19 protein-coding genes are annotated in these 23570 nt (G+C 71.4%); 13 read left to right on the forward strand and 6 right to left on the reverse strand.

From position 1 onward, the window contains the following. Positions 1-771 precede the first annotated feature (771 nt). Genes fabG through ACQPXD_RS09880 form a run of 4 tightly spaced genes read left to right on the forward strand, consistent with a single transcriptional unit; the run spans position 772 to position 4156 of the window. Complete coding sequence (gene fabG / locus ACQPXD_RS09865) at positions 772-1476, forward strand: 3-oxoacyl-[acyl-carrier-protein] reductase (RefSeq protein WP_432836965.1); 705 nt, start codon at positions 772-774, stop codon at positions 1474-1476. A 58-nt stretch (positions 1477-1534) separates the two neighbouring features. Further along, positions 1535-2305, forward strand: coding sequence for an enoyl-ACP reductase FabI (gene fabI, locus ACQPXD_RS09870; RefSeq protein ID WP_432836967.1), 771 nt, complete (start codon positions 1535-1537; stop codon positions 2303-2305). Between the two features lie 34 nt (positions 2306-2339). Further along, positions 2340-3344 carry a ferrochelatase gene (locus tag ACQPXD_RS09875; protein ID WP_432836969.1) on the forward strand — a complete coding sequence of 335 codons (1005 nt, stop codon included), beginning with the start codon at positions 2340-2342 and terminating at the stop codon, positions 3342-3344. A 32-nt stretch (positions 3345-3376) separates the two neighbouring features. Then, a complete protein-coding gene (locus tag ACQPXD_RS09880; protein WP_432836971.1) occupies positions 3377-4156 on the forward strand; it encodes an HAD-IIA family hydrolase in 780 nt (259 codons plus the stop codon). A 21-nt stretch (positions 4157-4177) separates the two neighbouring features. On the opposite strand, the gene ACQPXD_RS09885 is transcribed toward ACQPXD_RS09880, so the two are convergent. After that, the gene (locus ACQPXD_RS09885; protein WP_432836973.1) at positions 4178-4960 is read right to left on the reverse strand and encodes a hypothetical protein; all 783 of its coding nucleotides are present in this window, start codon (positions 4958-4960) and stop codon (positions 4178-4180) included. Positions 4961-5035: 75 nt separating this feature from the next. Between ACQPXD_RS09885 and ACQPXD_RS09890 the strand changes: the two genes are divergently transcribed. Further along, positions 5036-5860 carry a DUF3097 domain-containing protein gene (locus ACQPXD_RS09890; protein WP_432836975.1) on the forward strand — a complete coding sequence of 275 codons (825 nt, stop codon included), beginning with the start codon at positions 5036-5038 and terminating at the stop codon, positions 5858-5860. On the opposite strand, the gene ACQPXD_RS09895 is transcribed toward ACQPXD_RS09890, so the two are convergent. Next, on the reverse strand, positions 5838-7145 hold the full coding sequence (locus ACQPXD_RS09895) for a serine hydrolase domain-containing protein (protein ID WP_432836977.1): 1308 nt from the start codon (positions 7143-7145) through the stop codon (positions 5838-5840). The genes ACQPXD_RS09890 and ACQPXD_RS09895 overlap by 23 nt on opposite strands. A gap of 145 nt (positions 7146-7290) precedes the next feature. Here ACQPXD_RS09895 and ACQPXD_RS09900 point away from each other — a divergent pair, with 145 nt between their 5' ends. The 3 genes from ACQPXD_RS09900 to ACQPXD_RS09910 all read left to right on the forward strand — a co-directional run bounded on the left by ACQPXD_RS09900 (position 7291) and on the right by ACQPXD_RS09910 (position 10602). After that, positions 7291-7725, forward strand: coding sequence for an NfeD family protein (locus tag ACQPXD_RS09900; RefSeq protein WP_432836979.1), 435 nt, complete (start codon positions 7291-7293; stop codon positions 7723-7725). Between the two features lie 6 nt (positions 7726-7731). After that, on the forward strand, positions 7732-8847 hold the full coding sequence (locus ACQPXD_RS09905) for an SPFH domain-containing protein (RefSeq protein WP_432836981.1): 1116 nt from the start codon (positions 7732-7734) through the stop codon (positions 8845-8847). Between the two features lie 510 nt (positions 8848-9357). Beyond that, complete coding sequence (locus tag ACQPXD_RS09910) at positions 9358-10602, forward strand: IS4 family transposase (protein WP_432827932.1); 1245 nt, start codon at positions 9358-9360, stop codon at positions 10600-10602. Between the two features lie 650 nt (positions 10603-11252). On the opposite strand, the gene ACQPXD_RS09915 is transcribed toward ACQPXD_RS09910, so the two are convergent. Next, positions 11253-12299: a LolA family protein gene (locus ACQPXD_RS09915; protein WP_432836983.1), complete on the reverse strand. Its 1047-nt coding sequence runs from the start codon at positions 12297-12299 to the stop codon at positions 11253-11255. A gap of 178 nt (positions 12300-12477) precedes the next feature. Here ACQPXD_RS09915 and ACQPXD_RS09920 point away from each other — a divergent pair, with 178 nt between their 5' ends. Both ACQPXD_RS09920 and ACQPXD_RS09925 read left to right on the forward strand, forming a co-directional pair. Further along, on the forward strand, positions 12478-13134 hold the full coding sequence (locus ACQPXD_RS09920) for a response regulator transcription factor (protein WP_432836985.1): 657 nt from the start codon (positions 12478-12480) through the stop codon (positions 13132-13134). Next, positions 13131-14477 carry an ATP-binding protein gene (locus ACQPXD_RS09925; RefSeq protein WP_432836987.1) on the forward strand — a complete coding sequence of 449 codons (1347 nt, stop codon included), beginning with the start codon at positions 13131-13133 and terminating at the stop codon, positions 14475-14477. The genes ACQPXD_RS09920 and ACQPXD_RS09925 overlap by 4 nt, the downstream gene beginning before the upstream one ends. Before the next feature lie 19 nt (positions 14478-14496). Here ACQPXD_RS09925 and ACQPXD_RS09930 read toward each other — a convergent pair whose 3' ends face one another. After that, on the reverse strand, positions 14497-14814 hold the full coding sequence (locus tag ACQPXD_RS09930; RefSeq protein ID WP_432836989.1) for a hypothetical protein: 318 nt from the start codon (positions 14812-14814) through the stop codon (positions 14497-14499). Positions 14815-15070: 256 nt separating this feature from the next. Between ACQPXD_RS09930 and ACQPXD_RS09935 the strand changes: the two genes are divergently transcribed. The 3 genes from ACQPXD_RS09935 (at position 15071) to ACQPXD_RS09945 (ending at position 19775) form a co-directional block, all read left to right on the forward strand. Next, entirely contained in the window at positions 15071-15637 is a 567-nt protein-coding gene (locus ACQPXD_RS09935; protein WP_432836991.1) for a cysteine hydrolase family protein, read from the forward strand. A gap of 287 nt (positions 15638-15924) precedes the next feature. Further along, the gene (locus ACQPXD_RS09940; RefSeq protein ID WP_432836993.1) at positions 15925-17388 is read left to right on the forward strand and encodes a MerR family transcriptional regulator; all 1464 of its coding nucleotides are present in this window, start codon (positions 15925-15927) and stop codon (positions 17386-17388) included. After that, positions 17385-19775, forward strand: a complete 2391-nt coding sequence (locus ACQPXD_RS09945; RefSeq protein ID WP_432836995.1) for a VIT domain-containing protein — start codon at positions 17385-17387, stop codon at positions 19773-19775. Before ACQPXD_RS09940 ends, ACQPXD_RS09945 begins: the two co-directional genes overlap by 4 nt. 1210 nt (positions 19776-20985) lie before the next feature. On the opposite strand, the gene ACQPXD_RS09950 is transcribed toward ACQPXD_RS09945, so the two are convergent. Both ACQPXD_RS09950 and thrS read right to left on the reverse strand, forming a co-directional pair. Then, a complete protein-coding gene (locus ACQPXD_RS09950; RefSeq protein WP_432843758.1) occupies positions 20986-21471 on the reverse strand; it encodes an HIT family protein in 486 nt (161 codons plus the stop codon). A gap of 50 nt (positions 21472-21521) precedes the next feature. Then, positions 21522-23534, reverse strand: coding sequence for a threonine--tRNA ligase (gene thrS / locus ACQPXD_RS09955; protein WP_432843759.1), 2013 nt, complete (start codon positions 23532-23534; stop codon positions 21522-21524). Between the last annotated feature and the right edge of the window lie 36 nt (positions 23535-23570).

The following is a 23570-nucleotide window of genomic DNA, read 5'->3' on the forward strand; positions in this document are numbered from 1 at the left end:
GGGTGCGGCGTCGGGCGTCGCGCTGGCTGGGAAGTGGCGGCGCGGCGCCGGGTGTAGCGCTGGCTGAGCGGCAGCGACGCGGCGTCGGCCGCTGCGCCGGCTAGGCGTCAGGGTGCGGCGTCGGGCGTCGCGCTGGCTGAGTGGTGGCCGCACGGCGTCAGTCGCCGCGGCGGCTGCGTGGCGCGGCGGCGGGCGTCGCGCGGGCTGGGTGGTGGTGGCGCGGCGGCGGGTGTCGGGCCGGGTGGGGGAGTGGCGTCGGGGAGTGTGGGCGTGCGGTAGCGCCGCGGCGGCGGGGCCGCGGCGGCGGGGCCGGGGCGGTGTGGGGGCCGCCCGGGGGCGGCGGGGCTGGCACGGCGGTGTCAGTGGGCGCCGACGAGGAAGAACAGGGTGGCGACCCAGACCGCGGCCAGGAAAAAGCCAACGGGCGCGACGAAGCGGCTCATGACGTGCTCCCAACGGGTGTTGTCTCAGCGAGGAAAAGAGAACAGACACGCGCGAAAGCCGTGGGCGGTAGAAGTACTGTTACCGGCCACGACTGGAGGGATCGCTACTTCGCACAGCGATCACCTCCTGGGAGCGGCTGCCGTGCCGGACGGGCAGCGAAACGGGCCCGGCCGTTGCGACGGCCGGACATCCAAACCGCCTCATAGTACTGCGCCCCGCCGAGCCCCGGCATCGGCCGCCCGGTGCACTGGGGCCTACCATTCGGTAACGCCTAGTCTCCGTACAGCAATTCTCGGCAGCACCACCATGAGCGCGAAAGGCGGCACCGTGGCGAGGACCGTACTGGTCACCGGGGGTAACCGGGGCATCGGACTGGCGATCGCGCAGGCGTTCGCCAAGCAGGGCGACCGGGTGGCGGTGACGCACCGCGGTTCCGGCGCGCCCGACGGGCTCTTCGGCGTGCAGTGTGACATCACCGACAGTTCCGCCGTCGATGCCGCGTTCACCGAGGTCGAGAAGGCGCTCGGCCCGGTCGAGGTGCTCGTCGCCAACGCCGGCATCACGCAGGACACCCTGCTGCTGCGGATGAGCGAGGAGCAGTTCACCGGGGTGATCGACACCAATCTCACCGGCTCGTTCCGCTGCGCCAAGCGGGCCGCGGGCAAGATGCTGCGGGCCCGCTGGGGCCGGATCATCTTCATTTCCTCCGTCGTCGGGCTGTACGGCAGCCCGGGGCAGGTGAACTACGCCGCGAGCAAGGCCGGGCTGGTCGGCATGGCCCGCTCGATCACCCGGGAGATGGCCAGCCGCAACATCACGGCCAACGTGGTCGCGCCGGGGTTCATCGAGACCGACATGACGGCGGTGCTGCCGGAGGCGACGCAGGCGGAGTACAAGAAGAACATCCCGCTGGGCCGGATGGCGAGGCCGGAGGAGGTCGCCGACGTGGTGACGTTCCTGGCCAGCGACGCCGCCGCGTACATCACGGGCGCCGTCATTCCCGTCGACGGCGGCATGGGCATGGGCCACTGAGGCCAACTGCAGTCGTAGCCCCCGGACACATCATCAGGTAGGGAGTACTGGGAAGAATATGGCCGGACTTCTCGAAGGCAAGCGGTTGCTGATCACCGGGATCATCACCGACCAGTCGATCGCCTTCTCCGCCGCGAAGCTCGCCCAGGAGCAGGGCGCCAAGGTCGTGCTCACCGGCTTCGGCCGGCTGTCGCTGGTCGAGCGGATCGCCAGGCGGCTGCCGCAGGAGGCGCCGGTGATCGAGCTCGACGTGACCAACGCCGAGCACCTCGACGGGCTCGCGGACAAGGTGCGCGAGCACGTCGACGGGCTCGACGGGGTGCTGCACTCGATCGCGTTCGCCCCGGCCAGCTGCCTCGGCGGCGACTTCCTGGCCGCGCCGTGGGAGGACGTGGCCACCGCCGTGCACGTGTCCACGTTCTCGTTCAAGTCCCTCGCCGTCGCGTGCCTGCCGCTGCTCGGCCCCGGCAGCTCCGTGGTGGGCCTGGACTTCGACGCCTCCAAGGCCTGGCCGGTGTACGACTGGATGGGTGTGGCCAAGGCGGGCCTGGAGTCGACCTCCCGCTATCTGGCCCGCGAGCTCGGCCCGCGCGGCGTCCGGGTGAACCTCGTCGCGGCCGGGCCGCTGCGCACCATGGCGGCCAAGTCGATCCCGGGCTTCGAGGTGTTCGAGGACTCGTGGTCCAAGGCCGCCCCGCTCGGCTGGGACCTGCACGACCAGGCGGCCGCGGCCAAGGCCTGCTGCGCGCTGATGTCCGACTGGTTCCCGGCGACGACGGGCGAGATCGTGCACGTCGACGGCGGATATCACGCGGTCGGCTCCGCCTGATTCACCCGCGGTACCCAGGAGCAGAATGAGGAGCGTGGCATATGACGCGTTCCTCCTGCTTTCCTTCGGCGGCCCGGAGGGGCAGGACGACGTCCTGCCCTTCCTGGAGAACGTCACCCGCGGCCGGGGCATCCCGCGCGAGCGCCTGGAGACCGTCGCCGAGCACTACCGGCACTTCGGCGGCGTCTCCCCGATCAACGCCCAGTGCCGCGCCCTGATCGAGGCGCTCCGCCCGCACCTCGATCTGCCGATCTACTGGGGCAACCGCAACTGGCACCCGATGCTCGCCGACACCGTGCGGCGCATGCGCGACGACGGCGTCCAGCGTGCCCTGGCGTTCGTGACCAGCCCGTTCGGGTCGTACTCCTCCTGCCGGCAGTATCTGGACGACATCGCCGTCGCGCGGGCCGGCGTGGCCGACGCGCCGGTCATCGACAAGATCCGCCACTACCACGACCATCCCGGGTACATCGCACCGCACGCCGACGCCGTCCGCGCCGCGCTGGCCGCCCTGCCGTCGCGGATGGCGGCCCGCCTGGTGTTCACCGCCCACTCGATCCCGGTGTCGATGAACGCGGCCAGCGGCCCCGGCGGCACCGGCCGCTACCTGGCCCAGCTGCGCGAGACCGCCGCGCTCGTCGCCGCCGAGGCCGCCCCGGAGCTCGAGTGGGACCTGGTCTGGCAGAGCCGCTCCGGCCCGCCGCAGATGCCGTGGCTGGAGCCCGACGTCAACGACCACCTGGAGGCCCTGGCGAAGGAGGGCGCGACCGAGGTGGTGGTGAGCCCGATCGGGTTCATCTCCGACCATCTCGAGGTGCTGTGGGACCTCGACGAGGAGGCCCGGGCCACCGCCGCCCGGCTCGGCCTCGCCTTCGCCCGGGCGGACACGCCGGGCACCGACCCGCGGTTCGTGGACATGATCCGGCAGCTGGTCGACGAGCGCGTCCTTGCTCACAGTAATGTGCGTCACGCGCTCGGAACGGTCCCCACCTGGGATTTCTGCCCGGACGACTGCTGCGCGTCACCGAAACGCGCATAGGCCCGAAATGTAGCTGAGGGAGTATGTCCCGCGTGAGAGAACGCAAGCCCATCGAGTCCTGGCTCACCGACATGGACGGGGTCCTCGTGCACGAGGGCGAGCCCGTGCCCGGCGCACCGGAGTTCGTCAACCGGCTGCGCTCGTCCGGCAAACCGTTTCTGATCCTGACCAACAACTCCATCTACACCGCCCGCGACCTGCAGGCCCGGCTCCGGCGCATCGGCTTCGACGTGCCCGAGACGGCGATCTGGACCTCGGCGCTGGCCACCGCCCAGTTCCTGGACACCCAGCGGCCGGGCGGCATGGCCTACGTCATCGGCGAGGCCGGCCTGACCACCGCCCTGCACGAGGTGGGGTACATCCTCACCGACACCGAGCCCGACTACGTCGTGCTCGGCGAGACCCGCACCTACAGCTTCGAGGCGATCACCACCGCCATCCGCCTCATCAACAACGGCGCCCGGTTCATCTGCACCAACCCCGACGTGACCGGCCCGTCGAACGAGGGCGCCCTGCCCGCCTGCGGCGCCGTGGCCGCGCTCATCTCGAAGGCGACCGGGATAGAGCCGTACTTCATCGGCAAACCGAACCCGATGATGATGCGCTCGGCCCTCAACAGCATCGACGCGCACTCCGAGACCACGGCCATGATCGGCGACCGGATGGACACCGACGTCCTGTGCGGCCTCGAGGCGGGCCTGGAGACGATCCTGGTCCTCACCGGCATCAGCTCGACGGCGGACGTCGAGCGCTACCCCTACCGCCCGTCCCGGATCATCCCGTCGGTCGCCCACCTGATCGACGAGATCTGACCCCGCCACCCCGTCGGCGGCCTACAGCAGCGGAGCGTTGCAGGCCGCCACCAGGGCCCGGCGGCAGGCCGTGGTCAGCGGGCGCAGCGCCGCGTCGCGCTGCTGCACCTCGTAGCCGTTGATCGCCCCGCCCGGGGCGGCGTGCTCGGCCAGCGCCAGGACCCGGTCCAGGATGCTGGCCCGGGCATACAGGCGGCGGGCCCTGGGGTCGTAGCCCGGCGGCAGATCCGTGGCCCCGTCGGGCTTGCGGATGGCCTCGATGGCACCCGCGAGCTCGGGCCGCCATTGGGCGATGTCGAGTTTGGCGAGGGTACGCGTGGCAGTGGCCAGCTCCGCGGACAGCTCGGCCTCGGCCTCGGCGGTGCCCGGCTCGTGGCCGTGCGGCCGCTCCTCCGGCAGCGCGAACACCTGCCAGCGGACGGTGGAGAACTCGTCGCCCGAGCCGGACGTGTGCAGCCGCAGCTCCGGCACGAACCCCAGGCGGCCGGCGATCACCCCCTCGCCGGCGAGCAGGGCGGCGCCGGTGAACGGGCCCGGGCCGGGCAGGCCGCGCGGGTCGCCGGGGGCCGGCAGCACCAGCCGCACCTCGTCCGGGTGCAGCTTCGACAGCGACGGCAGGGCGTCGGCGAGCGACACGTCGGTCCACGTGCCGGGGACGTCGGAGACCATGTGCTCCTCGTCGCCGGAGATCTCGGCGGCGGCGTCGTCGCACGGCACCAGGCCGGCGCGCCACGCCCGGACCCATGCCACGAAACGCGCCGAGCGGCGCGCCTGGAGGGTCGCCGCGCGTGCTGCGGGGGACATGGGAGCAAGGGTACGTGCTGACGTGCCGGTATGTCTCGCAGGCGGACGGGCCGTCAGCCGATACGCTTCCCGGACATGGACGTCCTGGCGAACAACGACTGGCGGCGCCGGCGCAGCGTACCCGTGGTCGAGGCCGAGCCCGACCTGGTCGTGGAGGACGCCGGCTCGGGATTCTGCGGGGCCGTGGTCGGGTTCGAGTTCGGCGCCGTGGTGCTCGAGGACCGGCACGGCCGGCGGCGCAACTTCCCGCTCGAACCGGCCGCGTTCCTGCTCGACGGCGTGCCGGTGACCCTGGTCCGCCCGGCGCCGGTGCGGGTACCCCAGCGGAGAACGACCGCGTCGGGGTCGATCGCGGTGGCCGGGCACGCCGCCCGGGTGGCCCGCCGCAGCCGGATCTGGGTCGAGGGCGTCCACGACGCCGCCCTGGTGGAGCGGATCTGGGGCGACGACCTGCGCGTCGAGGGCGTGGTGGTGGAGCCGCTGGACGGCATCGACGAGCTGGCGGCCGCCATCGCCGAATTCGGCCCCGGCCCGGTGGCGCGGCTCGGCGTGCTCGTCGACCACCTGGTGCCCGGTTCGAAGGAGAGCCGGATCGTGGCGTCGGTCCAGTCGCCGTACGTCCTGGTGACCGGCCACCCGTTCGTCGACGTGTGGCAGGCCGTGAAACCCGCCGCGGTCGGCATCCGGGCCTGGCCGGTCGTGCCGCCGGGCCGGCCCTGGAAGGAGGGGGTCTGCGCGGCCCTCGGCGTCGCCGAGCCGGCCGAGCTGTGGCGGCGCATCCTGGCCTCGGTGTCGAGCTTCCGCGACGTGGAGACGCCGCTGATCAACTCGATGGAGCGCCTGATCGACTTCGTCACCGAGCCCGACGAGCCCGACCTCACCCCCACGGTTCCCGGGTGAACACCGCGGTCGCGATGTCCAGGGCGGTCACCTCGCCCGCCGCCGAGCGGCGCACCTGCAGGATCTCCCCGTCGTTGTCACCCGAACGGCCGCGCCACCGGTCCGGCGCCGGCCCGTCGGGCTCGAAGCGCCACGGCGCCTCCCCGGTGGTCAGCGGGGTGACGACGAGGGCGTCCCCGGCCCAGCCGGCCTCGAACTCGCGCCCCATCCACCACCAGCGCCCGGTCAGCGGCGCCACGTCCGGCGGGGGCGGCGGGCCCGGCCGCCAGGGTGCGGGGCGGGCCGGCTCGCGGTCGAGGACGGCCTCGATGAGGTCCAGGGCGAAGCCGCCCAATCCGCCGGGGTACTGCACGGTGTAGGCGTTGGCGCAGGTCACGACCGCGGTGCGGGTGGGGCGGTGCACGGCGATGACGCAGACGTAGCCGGGCATCGACCCGGTGTGGCCCACGAACACCCGCTCGCCGCGCCGCCACAGCTGCAGCCCCAGCCCGTAGGCCTCGCGCCACCCGTCGAGGTCGCTCATCACCACCGGGGCGCACATCTCCCCGACCGTCGCCGGGGCGAGCACCGCCGGGTCCGGGTCGGCCAGGAACGCGGCCCACCGCGACAGGTCCCCGACGGTCGACCACAGCTGCCCGGCCGGGGCCATCGCGCCCGCGTCCAGCCGCGGCTCCTCCCGCATCTCGTCCAGCCAGGGATGCATCACGTACCCGCGGGCGAACGGCTCCGCCGGGTCGTACGTGGTCCGCTCCAGGCCCAGCGGGCGCAGCAGCCGCTTGTGGGCCAGCACCCGCCACTCCTCGCCCGCCAGGCGGCTCACCACGGCGCCCAGCAGCCCGTACGCCAGGTTGGAGTAGTGGAACCCGTGCAGCGGCGGGTAGGCGACCTTGTCGGCGGTGAGCGTGGCCAGGAACGTCTCCACGTCGGTGCCGCCGTTGCGCTCCCACCAGTCCCCGTCCGGCTCCCGCTGCACCCCGCCGGCGTGACCGAGCAGCTGGCGCAGCGTCACCGCGCCGACCGGCGTGCCTGGCAGGTGGCGGTACAGCAGGTCGTCGAGCGCCAGACGGCCCTCGTCACGCAGTGCGAGTACCAACGCGGCGGTCATGGTCTTCGTGACGGACCCGATGCGGAACTGCATCCCGGCCTGGTACGGCCCGGCCGACGCCACGTGCGCGGCCTCGCCGTCGCGGACCACGCCCGCGACCAGGGTCGGCACCCGGGCGCCGGCGTGGGCGCGGGCGACCAGCTCGCCGATGCGGGAGACGGTTTCGGGCAGGAGGGGCACGGGGTTCGCCTACTTCCTTCGTCACAGCATTCCGACCTGCCCAACTGTGCACCGCGAGCTCCGGTCGCGGTCCCTTGCGCAAGGATTCCGCAACAGCCGGTGATCAGAGGCGGCAAGACGTGCATCGGCGTGACACGATCGAAGCGTGGATGTCTGGCTGATCGTCTGGTTGATCATCGGCGCCGCCCTCATCGCGGCGGAGATCTTCACGACCACGTTCGTGCTGCTGATGTTCGCGATCGGCGCGTTCGCCGCCGCCGGAGCCGCCGCCCTCGGCGCCGGAGCGCCGGTCCAGGCCATCGTCTTCGCCGTGGTCAGCGCCCTGTCGTTCGTGGCGGTGCGCCCGACGCTGCGCCGCTACATGCAACGCGACGAACGCGACACCCAGATGGGCGTCGAGGCCATCGAGGGCTCGATGGCGCTTGTGCTCGAGGACGTCGACAACGACAGCGGCATGATCAAGATCGAGGGCGAGCTGTGGCGGGCCCGCCCCTACGACGCCACCCAGCGCTTCTCGAAGGGCGAGCGGGTCCGGGTGATCGAGATCAAGGGTGCCACCGCAATGGTGTGGAAGGACTGAGGCTCAGTGGACGCAAGCACGCTCCTGGCCATCTTGGTGATCGCCGTCGCCCTGATCGGCATCATCACCGTGGCCAAGTCGGTGAAGGTCGTACCGCAGCAGGTCGAGTTCGTGGTGGAGCGGCTCGGGAAGTACAGCCGCACCCTGACGCCGGGCCTGAACATCCTGGTGCCCTTCGTCGACTCGGTGCGCAACAAGGTCGACAAGCGCGAGGCGGTGGTCAACTTCCCGCCCCAGCCGGTCATCACCTCCGACAACCTGGTCGTCTCGATCGACACGGTGCTGTATTTCAAGGTCGTCGACTCGGTCCGCGCGACCTACGAGATCTTCTCCTACCTACAGGCGATCGAGCAGCTGACCGTGACCACGCTGCGCAACGTGATCGGCTCCCTCGACCTGGAGAAGGCCCTCACCAGCCGCGACGAGATCAACCGCCACCTCTCCGGCGTGCTGGACGAGACCACCGGCCGCTGGGGCATCAAGGTCACCCGCGTGGAGATCAAGGCGATCGAGCCCCCGCCGAGCATCCGCGACTCCATGGAGAAGCAGATGCGCGCGGAGCGGGACCGGCGCGCCGCCATCCTGCACGCCGAGGGCCTCAAGCAGTCGCAGATCCTCACCGCCGAGGGCGAGAAGCAGGCCGCGGTCCTGCGCGCCGAGGGCGAACGCCAGTCCCGCATCCTGACCGCCGAAGGCCAGGCCAAGGCCATCCGCACGGTCGTCGACTCGATCCACCTGGCCAACCCGGACTCGAAGGTGATGGCCTACCAGTACCTGCAGTCCCTGCCCCAGATCGCCGCCGGCCAGTCCAACAAGCTGTGGATCCTGCCGGTCGAGCTGACCAAGGCCCTCGAGGGCATCGGCGGCGCCCTGGGCGGCATCGGCCAGATGTCCAACGCCGAGCGCACCCGCCACGTCGACGAGAGCTCGATCGCCGAGGCCGAGTCGGAGGAAGTCCAGGAGGCCCGCCGCGCCGCCGAGGAGGCCGCAGCCGCCGCCAACGCGGAGGCCGCCGCAGCCGCCGCCCAGGTCTCGGGCGACCAGTCGGCCCGCGAGCTCACCGGCTCCCCGGGCGTCCCCCCATCGGTCTTCGACCCCGACCCCAACCACGAATCCGCCTGACCCACCCACCCGGGCCGGCCCCCACAGGGCCGGCCTTCTTCCTGCCCGCCCTAGCCCCACCTCGCCGAGGCCCTCGTCCCTCCCGCGCGGCCTTTGCCCCTCGTGCTAGGCCATTCGCCTGATTCGCCTGATTCGCCCGGCTTGCTCGGCCCTTGCTCGGCCCTTTTGCTCATTTTGTCCAGCTTTATCCGATCCACCCGGCTCCGCGATCGTGACAGTGTCACCGTGGGCAGTGGCCGGGCCGCAGCCGTTTTGCGACGTCCGCGATCGTGACACTGTCACCGTCGGACCGTGACAGTGTCACCGTGCGACCGTGACACTGTCACGGTCGTGCGGCGGGAGCGAACGAAATCTCTCCGTGGTCATGCGACTTCCGCTGACGCGCGGCGGGTTTCTCATGATCGCGGAACCTTAAGGTACCTATGAGTCAATGCCACTTAGCTTAAGTTGATCTTTGGGTGGTGGTGTGTTGGTGGTTGGGTTGTGGCGTGGGCGGGTTAGTTTCCGCGGATGGTGCAGCGGTTGGTGCGGGGGTTGTTGACGGACTGGATTTCGTTGGGCGTGCTGGCGTCGTCGGTGCCGCGGGATGTGGTGGATGAGGTGGTGGCGGTGACGGGTCGTGCGGCGCGGCGTTCGGGTGGGAAGTTGCCGCCGCATGTGGTGGTGTATTTCGTGATGGCGTTGGCGTTGTTTGCTGATGAGGACTATGAGGAGGTCGCGGCCCGGTTGGCGGGGACGTTGCTGGGGTGGGGGTGTTGGGATGGTGCGTGGTCGGTGCCGACGTCGGGTGGGTTGACGCAGGCGCGGCAGCGGTTGGGGTCGGCGCCGGTGGTGGAGTTGTTCGATCGGGTGGCGGTGCCGGTGGCGTCGGAGTTGACGCGGGGTGCGTGGCTCGGGCCGTGGCGGTTGATGGCGATTGACGGGTTCGAGTGGGACGCGCCGGACAGCGAGGAGAACGCTGCCCGGTTCGGGTTCGGGTCGGGTGGGGCGGCGTTGTCGAAGGTGCGGGTGGTGACGGTGTCGGAGTGCGGGTCGCATGCGGTGGTCGCTGCGGCGGTGGGGCGGGCGGGTCAGGGTGAGCTGACCGTGGCCCGGGGGTTGCTGACCGGGTTGGGCGGTGGCTGGCTGTTGCTGGCTGACCGGAACTTCTACAGCCTGGCCAATTGGAACGCCGCCCGGCGGGGTGGGACGCAGTTGCTGTGGCGGGTCAAGTCCGGTCTGCTGCTGCCGGTGCTGCGGGAGTTGCCGGACGGGTCGTACCGGTCGGTGCTGATCAACCCGAAGATCCAGAGCCGGTTCCGCCGTCGGGATCTGCAGGCCGCGGCCGCGGCGGGGGCCGGCCTGGACCCGGATGAGGCGGTGGTGGTGCGGGTGGTGGAGTACACCGTCCCTGACCGCGGCTCCAGCGACCGCGAGCCCGGCGCGGAGGTGATCCGGCTGATCACCACGATCGTCGACCCGGCCGCCGCCGCCGCGACGCAACTGGCCGCGGCCTACCACGACCGGTGGGAGCACGAGACCGGTAACGACCAGCTCAAGACCCATCTGCGCGGACCGGGCCGGGTGCTGCGCTCGAAAAGCCCGGACCTGGTCGTCCAGGAGATCTACGGCTACCTGCTGACCCATTACGCGATCAGCGCCCTGATCTGCCACGCCGCGACCGAGGCAGGTATCGACCCCGACCGGGTCAAGTTCCTGCGCACGGTACGGATCGTGCGCCGCCGGATCGACGACCCGGCGGCATTTTCCCCCTGAGCACCAGCCACAACTGCTCGCCAGGGTCCACGCCGACATCACCGACCGCCGGCACCTCAACCCACCACGCCGCCACCGCAGCTACCCCCGCGTGGTCAAACGCGGCCGGCACAACAGCTACCGGGTCAAACGGGCCACCGACATCGGCGTACGCCACGCCGGGCCAGCCACCATCACCCTCACCACAAGATCAACTTAAGCTAAGTGGCATTGACCTATGAGTACATCGATCTTCCACGATCATGAAAAACCCGCGATACGGGCGGCGACTACGGCATGATCGCGGAAAGTTCTGGTCGCCGACCGGCCCCGGTGCGCTCGCCTCAGCCGACTTCGGTCCTCGGATTCGGCGTCGGCCTCGGCCCGTGGCCCTAGGTTGGCCCGCTCCTCGTTTGCGCGGCTGTCGATCCGCCCGGCTCCCGGCCCACCGCGACCCCCGGTTGGCCCCGCTCTCAGTGCGCGCGCGGAAACGATGCGGCGGTAGCGGCCGAACCGGGCGGGCAGTGGCGGTGTGTCGCAGTGGCGGCGCGCGGCGGCGTCGCGGGGCGCACGTCGGTGGGGGTGCGGGGCGTGGAGGCGGGGCGGGCGAACGGGAAGGGGACCGTGGCCTGAGCCACGGTCCCCTCCCGGCACTGATGCGGCGCGGCGGGCTACTTCAGTGCGGCGGCCGGGTCGCTGGCCACTTGGGCAAGCTTGTCCGGCGTGACCGAGCCGATGAGCACCCGGCCGTCGTCGGTGAACAGGACGTTGAAGAGCTTGCTGTTGAAAGTGCGGCCGCCGTTGCCGAGCGGCAGTTGGCCGAGGGCCTCCTGGGCCTTCTGCGCGTCGGGGGAGCCGGTCGCGTTCGCGGCGGCGTCCGAGGTGCGCAGGACCAGGACCGACGACCAGCCGGTACCGATGACAGTGCTCTTGAGGTTGTCGGCAGCGGCACCCGAGTGCTGCTGCGCCTTGTCCTGCTGCTCCTGCTGCGCCTTCGCCGGGTCCTGCTCCGTCACCTTCGTGCCCGCGGGCGGGTTGAAGACGAACTCGGCGTCGTCCGGGCGGGCGAAGCTGACCTGCGTGAACGCCACCTCGAAGGCGGGCTCGGCGGTGCCGCGGGGCACCACCTGGACCCGCAGCGGCAGCTTCTCCTGGGCGTCGATGGCCAGGCGCACCTCACCGACCAGCGCGCTCGTGTCGCGCGGGCGGAGGATGAGCTCGTAGGCGTCGCGGCCCGCGATCTTCGCCGAGTTGCCGGTCGAGACCTGGGTCGTCGGGTCGATCGCCTTCAAGGCCAGGTCGGCCGCCTCCTGCGGGGACTTCGGCAGGTCCGACGGCGACGGTACCGCGCCGGGCTTGCCCTTGTCGGGTTGGCCCGTGAAGTGCTGGGCCTCCTTGGACTGGCTGTCCCAGATCCAAGTGTCGTCGCCGTTGTGGATGACATCGCTCTGGCCCTGCGTGCCCAGCAGCGACACCCGGCCCTTGTCGGGGCCGGAGTACCACACGTGCAGCGTGTGCTTGCCGGACACCAGCGACGTGAGCTTGGCGCTCTGGTCACCGGTCAGCAGCGGGATCGCCGGCAGGCCGAGGTCGGCGCGCTCGACCACCGTGCCGGACAGACCGTCGAGCTGGGCGGTCTGCAGGTCGACCAGCAGCTGCGCGGCGGTGCGCGGCGGCAGGTCGGGCTCGGCGGCGACGGCGAGGGTCTTCGCTGCCACGCCAGCACCGACCACAGCGACCGCAGCAGCCGCGGGCACCGCCCACCGAAGGACGGGTCGTGACGTGAAGTTGGACATTGGTACACCTCCTGTTGCCAACCATCGTGCTCGAAGCCGGCTGTGACATGGCTGAGACTGCCTGTGTCTCACCACAGCGGAGCATGCCACGCTGTGAGGCGTGCGGTTGCTGGTGGTAGAGGATGAGATGCGCATGGCCCACGCGCTGCAGCGGGGCCTGCAGGCGGAGGGCTTCGCCGTCGACGTGGCCGGCGACGGCCCCAACGGCCTGGAGCTGGCCCGGCACGGCGGGTACGACGCCGTGATCCTGGACATCATGCTGCCCGGACTGTCCGGGTACCGGGTGGTGCAGACCCTGCGCGCGGAGAAGAACTGGGTGCCGGTGCTCATGCTCTCGGCGAAGGACGGCGAGTACGACCAGGCCGACGGCCTCGACTGCGGCGCCGACGACTACCTGACCAAGCCGTTCTCGTACGTCGTGCTCGTCGCCCGGCTCCGCGCCCTGCTGCGCCGCGGCGCCCCGGAGCGCCCCAGCGTCCTCACCGTCGGCGACCTGACCCTCGACCCGGCCCGCCGCCGCGTCACCAGCGGCGGCGACGAGATCGTGCTCACCGCCCGGGAGTACGCCCTGCTGGAGTACCTCATGCGCCGCCCCGGCCAGGTCGTGTCCAAGACCGAACTGCTCGACCACGTCTGGGACGCCAGCGTCGACACCGCCCCCAACGCCGTCGAGGTCTACGTCGGCTACCTGCGCCGCAAGCTCGGCCGCGACCTGCTGGAGACCGTCCGCGGCGCCGGATACCGGCTGCGCACATGAAATGGTGGGCATCCCTGTCGCTGCGGGGCCGCCTGGTCCTGCTCGGCACCAGCGGCCTCATCGTCGGCCTGACCATCGCCGGCGTCGCCATGGCGACCGCGATGACGTACAGCTTCCGCGGCACCCTCGACCGCGCCGCCGACAGCACCGCGACCGAGATCGCCGCCCTGCTCGAAGAGGGCGGCAAGCTCCCCGAACCGCTGCCGGCCCCCGCCGGCCAGGTCGTGCAGATCCTCGACACCCAGCACCGCGTGGTGGCCGGCGACCGCAATGCCGATTTATTGGTACCGCTCCTGCGCGGCCCGGAAGTCCAAACCGCCCTCAACGGCCAGCGCGTCAACGTCCCCGGCGACCGCGCCCTGCAGCCCGACCTGCTGCGCGTCACCGCCCGCCAGGTCCCCGACGGCCGGATCATCCTCGTCGGCGTACCACTGAGCGACTACCACCGCAGTCTCACACTGTTGCGCACGGCGCTGTGGGTGACGTACCCCCTCCTCGTCTCGATCCTGGTGATCATCGCCTGGCGTGTCGTCGGCGCCGCACTCTCCCCGCTGGACCGCCTCCGCCTCGGCGCCGAGCGCATCACCGGCGCCGCCACCGACGAACGCCTGCCCGTCCCCCCGTCCAGCGACGAGATCCAGCGCCTGTCCATCACCCTCAACCACATGCTCGACCGCCTCGCGGTGTCCCGCGCCCGCCAGCGCTCGTTCATCGCCGACGCCGCCCACGAGCTGCGCAGCCCCCTCGCCTCGATGCGCATCCAGATCGAGGTGGCCCAGAAACTCGGCGACTGGGCCGCCGTCTCCGACGACGTCCTGGCCGACCTGGACCGCCTCACCCGGCTGGTCGACGACCTGCTCCTGCTGGCCCGCGCCGACGCCTCGGACCCCCGCCGCGCCCCGCGGGAACCGGTGGAACTACGGACGCTGCTGACAACCTTGGCGAAGCGGTACGACACTGTCACCGTCGAGCCCGGCGAGTCCCTGTGGACCGAGGGCGAGCCGGACGCCCTGCACCGCATCGCCCTGAACCTGATCGACAACGCGGTACGCCACGCCCGCCGCCGCGTCGTCCTGGCCGTCACCGCCGAGTCCCAGTCGGAGGTCCTCGTCACGGTCACCGACGACGGCGAGGGCATCCCGGCCCCCCTCCGCGAACGCGTCTTCGACCGCTTCGCCCGCCTCGACGACGCCCGGGCCAGCGACGCCGGCGGCAGCGGCCTGGGCCTGGCCATCGTCCGCGAACTGACCCGCCGCCACGGCGGCACCGTCCGCCTGACCGACGCCCGCCCGGGCGTACGCGCGGAGGTCCGGCTACCCCGCTTGCCGGACAGCACGCTGTAGCCTCCGCCGCCCGGCAGCCTCATCGGCCGCGCCGCCCACGTCGTCCCTCTCCTGCTCTCCGCGCCTTGCTCCTGTCCTCCGCGCCCTGTCCGTGTGCTGTCCCGGGCGCGGCGACCGACACTGTCACGCTCGCCACCGCGGGGCCGCCGGCGTCGACCGTGACAGTGACAGCGACCGTGACAGTGACACTGACCGCGACCGCGACCGCGACCGCGACCGCGACCGCGACCGCGACCGCGACCGCGACCGCGACCGCGACCGCGACCGCGACCGCGACCGCGACAGTGACAGTGACAGTGACAGTGACAGTGACAGCGACACTGTCACGGTGCGGCATCGTGACAGTGTCACGGTGGCTACGCGCGGGTCGTCGACCGTGACACTGTCACGGTCGCTGCTGCGGGTCGCCGATGGTGACACTGTCACGGTCGCCGCACGTGCTCCCGGCCGGCGGCGGCAGCCGCCATCGGTGCGATCTCTGCGACCCCGCGGAGCGCGGAGTGCGGTTTGCCGGCGAACGGGCGCTGCCCCGCACGACCGGCAGGCCGGGCCTAAGGTGGAGGCGCAGCCCAGGACGAGAACCAGGAGACGCCATGACGACCCTGCCCGACCGGCCGCACACCGCGCTGCTCGTCATCGATGTCCAGAACGGGACGGTGAACCACACCCACAACCGTGACAGTGTCATCGCGAACATCAACGCATTGCTCGACAAGGCGCGCGCCGAGCACGTGCCGGTGGTCTGGGTGCAGCACAACGACGAGAACCTGCCGCGGGACAGCGAGAGCTGGCAATACGTGCCCGAACTGGTCCGCCGGGAGAGCGAGCCGCTGGTCCACAAGAGCTACTTCGACTCGTTCGAGGGCACCGACCTGGAGGAGCGCCTGGCCGAGCGTGGGGTGGGCCGGCTCGTGATCACGGGCGCGCAGACCGACGCGTGCATCCGCTCGACGCTGCACGGGGCCCTGGTGCGGGGGTACGACGCCACCCTGGTCGGGGACGCCCACACGACCGAGGACCTCACCGAGTACGGCGCGCCGTCTCCGGAGCAGGTCATCGTGCACACCAACATGTACTGGGACTGGCAGACCGCTCCCGGTCGCCGCGGCGGCACCGTCGAGACGAAGAGCGTCACCTTCGCCCCCGCCGGCAACGGCTGACGCCGACACTGTCACGGTCCCGCCCCGGATCGCATGACACTGTCACGGTCCGGCCCCGGATCGCATGACACTGTCACGGTCCGGCCCCGGATCGCATGACACTGTCACGGTCCGGCCCCGGATCGCATGACACTGTCACGGTCGTGGCCAGCACTTGGCTATCTGACAGTGTCGCATGACGGTGTCGAAGTGGCTGTGACCAGGAAGAACAGCGCTTGGAGGCGTGCGGGGCAAGAGTCTGCGAATCGACGTTGACAGTGTCACGATTACAGTGTCACCATGACAGTATGGCCGCTACGCAGTGGACGCTCGACGAGCTGATCGGCATGGTCGCCGAGTTGCTCGATCGGACCTTCTACGAGGGACCGCCCAACGGGCGGGTGCAAGACGTGCCCGACGCACGGACCGTGCGGTGGTACACGACCCTCGGGCTGGTCGACCGGCCGAATACACGAGGGCGGATGGCGCTTTACGGCGACCGGCAGCTCCTGCAACTCGTGGCGATCAAGCGCAGGCAGTCGCAGGGTTACCGGATCGCGGACATCCAGGCCGAGCTGCTCAACGCGCCCGATGAAGTCCTGCTGCGCATCGCGGACCTGCCGCGCGGGGTGGCATTCAGGGTCCCGCTCACGCCCGCCGAGCAGCTACTGGAGATCATGCCGCCCCCGGGCGAACCGCCACCACCCCAAACGCCGCGGCGGTTCTGGGAGGTGCCGTGGCCGGATTCTGAGCAGGAGGAAGACTCGGCGCCTTGGCGGCCGGAGCCGGATGGGGCGTCCATTGTCGCGCCGTCGCAGGCTGCCTCTGTCGTTGCACCAGAGGCGGCAGTGATCGCACCGAAGAGGGCAGCCGTAGCCACGCCGGATGCTGACACTGTCACCACTGGAAGGGGCCCGACGGGGTCCGACGCTGACACTGTCACCGTCGGGGGCGGCGCGGGACCACTCGATGCTGACACTGTCACGATCGGGGGCGCTGCGGCGCTGCCGGATGCTGACACTGTCACAGGCGCAGGCCGCGAGGGACCGCCGAATGCTGACAGTGTCACGGGCGGAGGCAGCACGAGGCCGCCGGATACTGACAGTGTCACGGGTAGAGGCGGCGAGGGGCCGCTGGAGGCTGACAGTGTCACCGGCAGAGGCGGCGACGGGCTGCTGACCGGGCTGCCGCTCGGCGGAGGAGCCGTGCTGCTGCTGCCGGCCGCGCCGGCCCGCGCGGACCTGCCGGTGATTCGGGCTGCCGCGCGGGACCTGATGGAGGTACTCGCCGCCCGCGGTCTGCTCCGAGTGAATGACAGTGTCAGCGCGAAGGACCGTGACACTGTCAACGACGCGCGAGATGCCGCAGGCGCCCGCGAGGGCACGCCGAAGACAAGCGAGGGCACGCCGAAGACAAGCCAGGGCACGCCGAAGACAACCGACGGCGCGCAGCGAACAAGCCAGGCCGCGCAGAAGACAAGCGACGGCGCACAGAGAACAAGCGACGGCGCGCGGATCAGCAGTGCCACACGCCAAAGCGAAGCAGCAGCCGGACGCAACAAGGCCGCTGGCCAGGACGAACCGGCCGCAGGCAAGGACGAGCAGGCCGCGGGCGAGGACGGGCCGCCGATCACAGCCACGGCGGTAGCGAAGCGACAAGGCCGCCGGAGCGAGGCGGTACGGAAAGGCAGCAGGACCAGGCACCAGGACCCAGACATCGATGACGACAGCAAACCGGCCGGTCGGACGCAGAAGAGAGGGAACGCCGTATGAGACTCGCGACGATGACCGACGAGGAGGCGCGGGCGGTCGCCGCGCCCGTCGCCGATGAGGCCGGGCTCGGTGCGCTGCGCACCGAGCGGGGCAACCTGCCGCTCGACCGGCTCGACGTGCGCGGCGCGATCACCGGGCTGGTCGCGCGGACCGACCTGACCCAGGAGTTCGTCAACGTGCACGGGCAGCCGCTCGAGGCGACGTACATCTTCCCGCTCCCGGACCGGGCCGCCGTCGTGCGGATGGCGATGACCGCCGACGGGCGGGTCATCGAGGCCGAACTGCAGGAGCGGGGCGCGGCGCGCGAGGCCTACGACGCGGCCGTGGCGGCCGGGCAGCGGGCCTCCATCGCCGAGGAGGAGCGGCCCGACGTCTTCACGATGCGGGTCGGCAACATCCTGCCCGGCGAACGGGTCAGCGTCCGGCTCTCGCTGGTCGGACCGCTGGCGTTCGAGGACGGCGAGGCGACGTACCGCTTCCCGCTCGTGGTCGCCCCGCGGTACATCCCCGGCGCCCCGCTCGACGGTGACAATGTCGGCGACGGGTACGCGCTCGACACCGACGCCGTCCCCGACGCCTCGCGGATCAGTCCTCCGGTGCTGCTGTCCGGCTTCCCCAACCCGCTGCGGCTGTCCATCGACGTCGGGATCGACCCGGCCGGGCTGCCGCTCGGCGACGTCCGCTCCAGCCTGCACGCCGTCGCGAATACCGAAAACCACGTTTCGGTACTGCCCGGAGAACGCGCCGACCGCGACTTCGTGCTGCGCCTGGCGTACGGCCCGGGCACCCAGAGCCTGGCCCTGGCCCCGGACGCGGAGAGCGAAGAGGGCACCTACCGCCTGACCGTCCTCCCGCCGGAGGCCGACGCGCCGCCGCGGCCGAAGGACGTCGTACTGCTGCTGGACCGCTCCGGCAGCATGGGCGGCTGGAAGATGGTGGCGGCCCGCCGGGCGGCGGCGCGGATCGTCGACACCCTCGGGGCGTCGGACCGGTTCGCCGTCCTGGCCTTCGACGACCGGGTCGAGACGCCGCCGGCGCTGGGGGAGGGGCTTTCCGGCGGTACCGACCGAAATCGCTATCGCGCGGTGGAACATCTGGCCCGGATGGACGCCCGCGGCGGCACGGAACTGCTCCAGCCGCTGCTCGACGGCCTGCGCCTGCTCAACCACGACGAGAGCGCCGGCCGCGACCGGGTGCTCGTCCTCGTCACCGACGGACAGGTCGGCAACGAGGACCAGATCCTGCGCACCGTGTCGGCGGCGCTGCGCGACGTGCGCGTACACACGGTAGGCATCGATCGTGCCGTCAACGCCGGGTTCCTCGGGCGGCTCGCGATCGCCGGCGGCGGCCGCTGCGAACTGGTCGAGAGCGAGGACCGGCTCGACGAGGCCATGGACCACATCCACCGCCGCATCGGCGCGCCCGCCGTCACCGGCGTGACGATCGACGCCGACGGCCTGCAGCTGATCGACGACACGCGCACACCCGCCCGCCTGCCCGACATTTTCCCGGGGGTACCGTTCGTGCTCGCCGGACGCTACCGCGGCCCGATCGGCGGCACGCTCACCGTGCGCGGCACCACGCGCGACGGCCGGCCCTGGTCGGTCACGGTACCGGCCGAGCGGCACGACAACACGGCCCTGAGCGCGGTGTGGGCGCGGGCGCTGCTGCGCGACCTCGAGGACCGGTACGTCTCCGGCACCCACGACACCGCCCGGCTCGAGCCCCGCATCACCGAGACGTCCCTGCGCTTCGGGGTACTATGCCGGTTCACCGCGTTCGTCGCCGTGGACAGCCGGGTCGTCACCGAGGGCAACGAGCCGCGGAAGGTGACCCAGCCCGTCGAGACGCCCTCGGGCTGGCGGCTGCCGTCCGCGGTACCGCCGCCGCCCCTGCAACCACTCGCCGCGGCCGCGGCCACCGGCGCCTCCTTCGCGGCGATGCCGGTCGCGATGCCGGCCCCGATGGCACCACCGATGCCGACCGGCGCGCCCCCGGCCGGCGCGGGCGGCGGCATGCTGCGCAAGCTCGCCGGCCGAAGCCGCGGCAGCTCGCGAATGATGGCCCCGGCCGCCTCCCGCGTGCCGGCGGCGGAGCCCCGCCCCGCCGAGGCCGACATCCGCGAACTCGCCGCGCAGGAAGCCGCCCGGCTCCGCGCCGCGGAGGACCGCAACGAGTTCGAGCGCCGGGAACTGCTGGAGGACCTGGGCTCCCGGCTGGCCGCACTGGCAATGCCCCAGCTGCAGCCCCTCGCCGAGGCCCTGAAGCCGGCAGCGATCGCGGCCCGCCCCCTGGACGAACTGTGGCGCTTCGTCCTCGAGGAACTCGACAAGGCAACGGGCCGCCAGCCCAACCCCCCGGCCCGCGGAGCGTTCTGGAAGCGCTGAGCCACCACCCACCCGCCGCGACAGCGGGCTCGGTCGCCGCAGTGCACGACGCCGGGCCCGCTCGTCGCGGCGCGCTCGGTCGACCGTGACAGTGTCACGGCGCCGGACGGTGACAGTGTCACGGCGCCGGACGGTGACAGTGTCACGGCGCCGGACCCTGACAGTGTCACGGCGCTGACGGTGACACTGTCACGGTCGGCGCGGCGTAGGGCGTCGGCCCCAGGTTGCGGCGGCGTAGGGCGACGGCGCGTTAGTCGCGTTCGCCGCGGGCTGAGTGGTTGACAGTGTCACGCTGCTGACGGTGACAGTGTCACGGTCACCGCGGCGCAGGGCGTTGCCCCAGGTCGCAGCCCCGCAGCGTGACGGCAGGTTCGTCGCGTTTGGCGCGTTTGTCGCGGGCTGGGTGGTTGACCGTGACAGTGTCACGCCACCGACGCTGACAGTGTCACGGTTACTGCAGCGTAGGGCGTTGGCCCCCAGATCGCGGCGGCGCGGCGCGACGGCGGATTCGCCACGTTGGTCGCATTCGTCGCGGGCTGCGGGTGGTCGACCGTGACAGTGTCACGCTGCTGACGGTGACAGTGTCACGGTTACCGCGGCGCAGGGCGTGGTCCCTCGCCACGGTGCAGCGCGTCGACCTCCTCGCTGGCTGAGCTGCCTCGCGCCGGCTCGCCCACACCGGCCCTGGCCTCGGCCCTGCCCAGCTGCACGCCGCAGAGCACAGCGCAGCGACAGAAAGTCTCCGCGATCATGCCGCACCCGCGGACGACACCAACGGTTTTTCATGATCGTGGAAGGTTGATGTACACCCGTGTACCACAAGTCTCCGGGATCATGAAAAACCCGTGCCGCGGCCACGGCGGGCATCATGATCACGGAGACTTTTGGCCGCCGGGCAGCGTCCGTCGGGCCTGTAGGGCGAGGAAGGCTTGCCGCACCGCCTGGCGCCCAGCCTCGGCTGGCCATCGCCTGCCGCCCGACATCAAACCAACGCCATCAAGCGCTGGCCAGCGCATACACCACCAGCGCGGACCTGGCCCATTCCGCTGACCGTGACACTGTCACGGTGCGCAGCATGACACTGTCACGGTGCGCAGCATGACACTGTCACGGTCAGCAGCGTGACAGTGTCACGGGCAGACGGGTGCAGGCCGTTGGTGAGGTCCGGATGTTCGTCGACGCGGGGGCGGCGAAAAGTGCCCGCACGGGATCAGGCCGAAGCGGGAACCGCCGGCCAGACCGAGGCGAGCAGCGACCGGGTGTCGGTGAGCAACTGTGGCAGCACCTTCGTGCGCCCCACGACCGGCATGAAGTTCGTGTCCCCGCCCCACCGCGGCACGATGTGCTGGTGCAGGTGGGCGGCGATCCCCGCGCCCGCCACCGCGCCCTGGTTCATGCCCAGGTTGAAGCCGTGCGCGCCGCTCACCTTCCGGATGACGCGCATCGCCGTCTGGGTAAACGAGGCCACCTCGGCCGTCTCCGGCACGGTCAGGTCCGTGTAGTCGGCGATGTGCCGGTACGGCACGACCATGAGGTGGCCGGGGTTGTACGGATACAGGTTGAGGATCGCGTAGACCGCCTCGCCGCGCGCCACGACCAGGCTCTCGTCCGGTGGCAGGCCGGGGGCCCGGCAGAACGGGCACCCGGCCGGCTGGTCGTGGTCGTCGGCGCGGTTCTCACCCTGGATGTACGCCATCCGGTGCGGCGTCCACAGCCGCTCCAGCTCGTCGGGGACGCCGGGGTTGGTCACGCGGCCGAGTCCGCGGGTGCGGGGGCGGACGGGCCGTCGTTGGTGCGGGAGCGGACCACCGACACCACGTGGGCGACGGCCTCGTCCAGCGGCACGCCGTTGCGCTGCGAGCCGTCGCGGTACCGGAAGCTCACCGTGCCCGCCGTGACGTCGTCGTCGCCGGCGATGGCCATGAACGGGATCTTCTGCTGCTGGGCGTTGCGGATCTTCTTCTGCATGCGCTCGTCGGAGTGGTCGACCTCGACCCGGATGCCCTCGGCGCGCAGGCGGTCGGCGAAGGCGGCCAGGTAGTCGGCGTGGTCGGCGCGGATCGGGATGCCGACCACCTGCACCGGGGCCAGCCAGGCCGGGAAGGCGCCGGCGTAGTGCTCGGTGAGGACGCCGAAGAAGCGCTCGATCGAGCCGAACAGTGCCCGGTGGATCATGACGGGGCGCTGGCGGGAGCCGTCGGCCGCCTGGTACTCCAGCTCGAAGCGCTCCGGCAGGTTGAAGTCCAGCTGGATGGTGGACATCTGCCAGGTACGGCCGATCGCGTCGCGGGCCTGCACGGAGATCTTCGGGCCGTAGAAGGCGGCGCCGCCCGGGTCGGGCACGAGGTCCAGGCCGGACTCGGTGGCGACCCGGCGCAGGGTTTCCGTGGCGGTCTCCCACACCTCGTCGGAGCCGACGTACTTGTCCGGGTTCTTGGTCGACAGCTCGAGGTAGAAGTCGGTGAGGCCGTAGTCGCGCAGCAGGTCCAGGACGAACTGCAGCAGGGAGGCCAGCTCGCTCTCGATCTGCTCGGGCGTGCAGAAGATGTGGGCGTCGTCCTGGGTCATGCCGCGCACCCGGGTCAGGCCGTGGATCACACCCGACTTCTCATAGCGGTACACCGTGCCGAACTCGAACATGCGCAGCGGCAGCTCGCGGTAGGAGCGGCCCCGGGAGCGGTAGATCAGGTCGTGCATCGGGCAGTTCATCGGCTTGAGGTAGTAGTTCGCGCCCTCGACCTCCATGGGCGGGAACATGCCGTCGGCGTACCAGTCCAGGTGGCCGGAGACCTCGTACAGGTGGCCCTTGGTGATGTGCGGGGTGTTGACGAACGAGTACCCCGCCTCCTCGTGCCGCTGCCGCGAGTAGTTCTCCATCTCGCGGCGGATGATGCCGCCCTTCGGGTGGAACACCGCCAGGCCCGAGCCGAGCTCGTCGGGGAAGCTGAACAGGTCGAGGTCGGCGCCGAGCTTGCGGTGGTCGCGCCGGGCCGCCTCCTCCAGCATCCGCTGGTATTCCTTGAGCGCGTCCCGGGTCGGCCACGCGGTGCCGTAGATGCGCTGCAGCTGCGGGTTCTTCTCCGAGCCGCGCCAATACGCCGCGGCGCTGCGGGTCAGCTTGAACGCCTGGATCAGCCGGGTCGTCGGCAGGTGCGGGCCGCGGCACAGGTCGGACCAGCAGACCTTGTCCGACTGCGCGTCGAGGTTGTCGTAGATGGTCAGCTCGCCGCCGCCGACCTCCATCACCTCGGACGTGTCGACATCGGACTTGACATCGACGAGCTCCAGCTTGAACGGCTCGTCGACGAGCTCGGCCTTGGCCTGCTCGACCGAGTCGAAGCGGCGGCGGCGGAACCGCTGGCCCGACTTGATGATCTCCTGCATGCGCTTCTCGAGCTTGTCGAGGTCCTCGGGCTGGAACGGCTTGCCGACCTGGAAGTCGTAGTAGAAGCCGTTCTCGATCGGCGGGCCGATGCCCAGCTTCGCCTCGGGGAAGACGTCCTGCACGGCCTGGGCGAGCACGTGCGCGGTCGAGTGGCGCAGCACGTTGAGCCCGTCCGGGCTGGCCAGGTCCACCGCCTCGACCTCGGTGTCGGCCTCCGGCGCCCAGTCCAGGTCGCGCAGCCGGCCGCCGTCCTCGCGGACCACCACGATCGCCTTCGGGCCGCTGGCGGGCAGGCCGGCCGCGGCGACCGCGGCCGCCGCCGTCGTGCCGGCCGTGACCACGATGCGCGGTGGGGCTTCGGTATTCGAGCGCACAGCGGACACGGGCTGCTCCCAAGCGTCGGACGGGAC

This window comes from Dactylosporangium sp. CA-092794 (genome assembly GCF_050948465.1).
Lineage (GTDB): Bacteria > Actinomycetota > Actinomycetes > Mycobacteriales > Micromonosporaceae > Dactylosporangium.

Excerpts from the sequence above, each read along its gene's own strand:
- fabI (WP_432836967.1), top strand. The coding sequence starts at position 1,535 with ATGGCCGGACTTCTCGAAGGCAAGCGGTTGCTGATCACCGGGATCATC.
- ACQPXD_RS09885 (WP_432836973.1), bottom strand. The coding sequence starts at position 4,960 with ATGTCCCCCGCAGCACGCGCGGCGACCCTCCAGGCGCGCCGCTCGGCG.
- ACQPXD_RS09890 (WP_432836975.1), top strand. The coding sequence starts at position 5,036 with ATGGACGTCCTGGCGAACAACGACTGGCGGCGCCGGCGCAGCGTACCC.
- ACQPXD_RS09910 (WP_432827932.1), top strand. The coding sequence starts at position 9,358 with ATGGTGCAGCGGTTGGTGCGGGGGTTGTTGACGGACTGGATTTCGTTG.
- ACQPXD_RS09925 (WP_432836987.1), top strand. The coding sequence starts at position 13,131 with ATGAAATGGTGGGCATCCCTGTCGCTGCGGGGCCGCCTGGTCCTGCTC.
- ACQPXD_RS09930 (WP_432836989.1), bottom strand. The coding sequence starts at position 14,814 with ATGCCGCACCGTGACAGTGTCGCTGTCACTGTCACTGTCACTGTCACT.
- ACQPXD_RS09935 (WP_432836991.1), top strand. The coding sequence starts at position 15,071 with ATGACGACCCTGCCCGACCGGCCGCACACCGCGCTGCTCGTCATCGAT.
- ACQPXD_RS09940 (WP_432836993.1), top strand. The coding sequence starts at position 15,925 with ATGGCCGCTACGCAGTGGACGCTCGACGAGCTGATCGGCATGGTCGCC.
- ACQPXD_RS09945 (WP_432836995.1), top strand. The coding sequence starts at position 17,385 with ATGAGACTCGCGACGATGACCGACGAGGAGGCGCGGGCGGTCGCCGCG.
- ACQPXD_RS09950 (WP_432843758.1), bottom strand. The coding sequence starts at position 21,471 with ATGGCGTACATCCAGGGTGAGAACCGCGCCGACGACCACGACCAGCCG.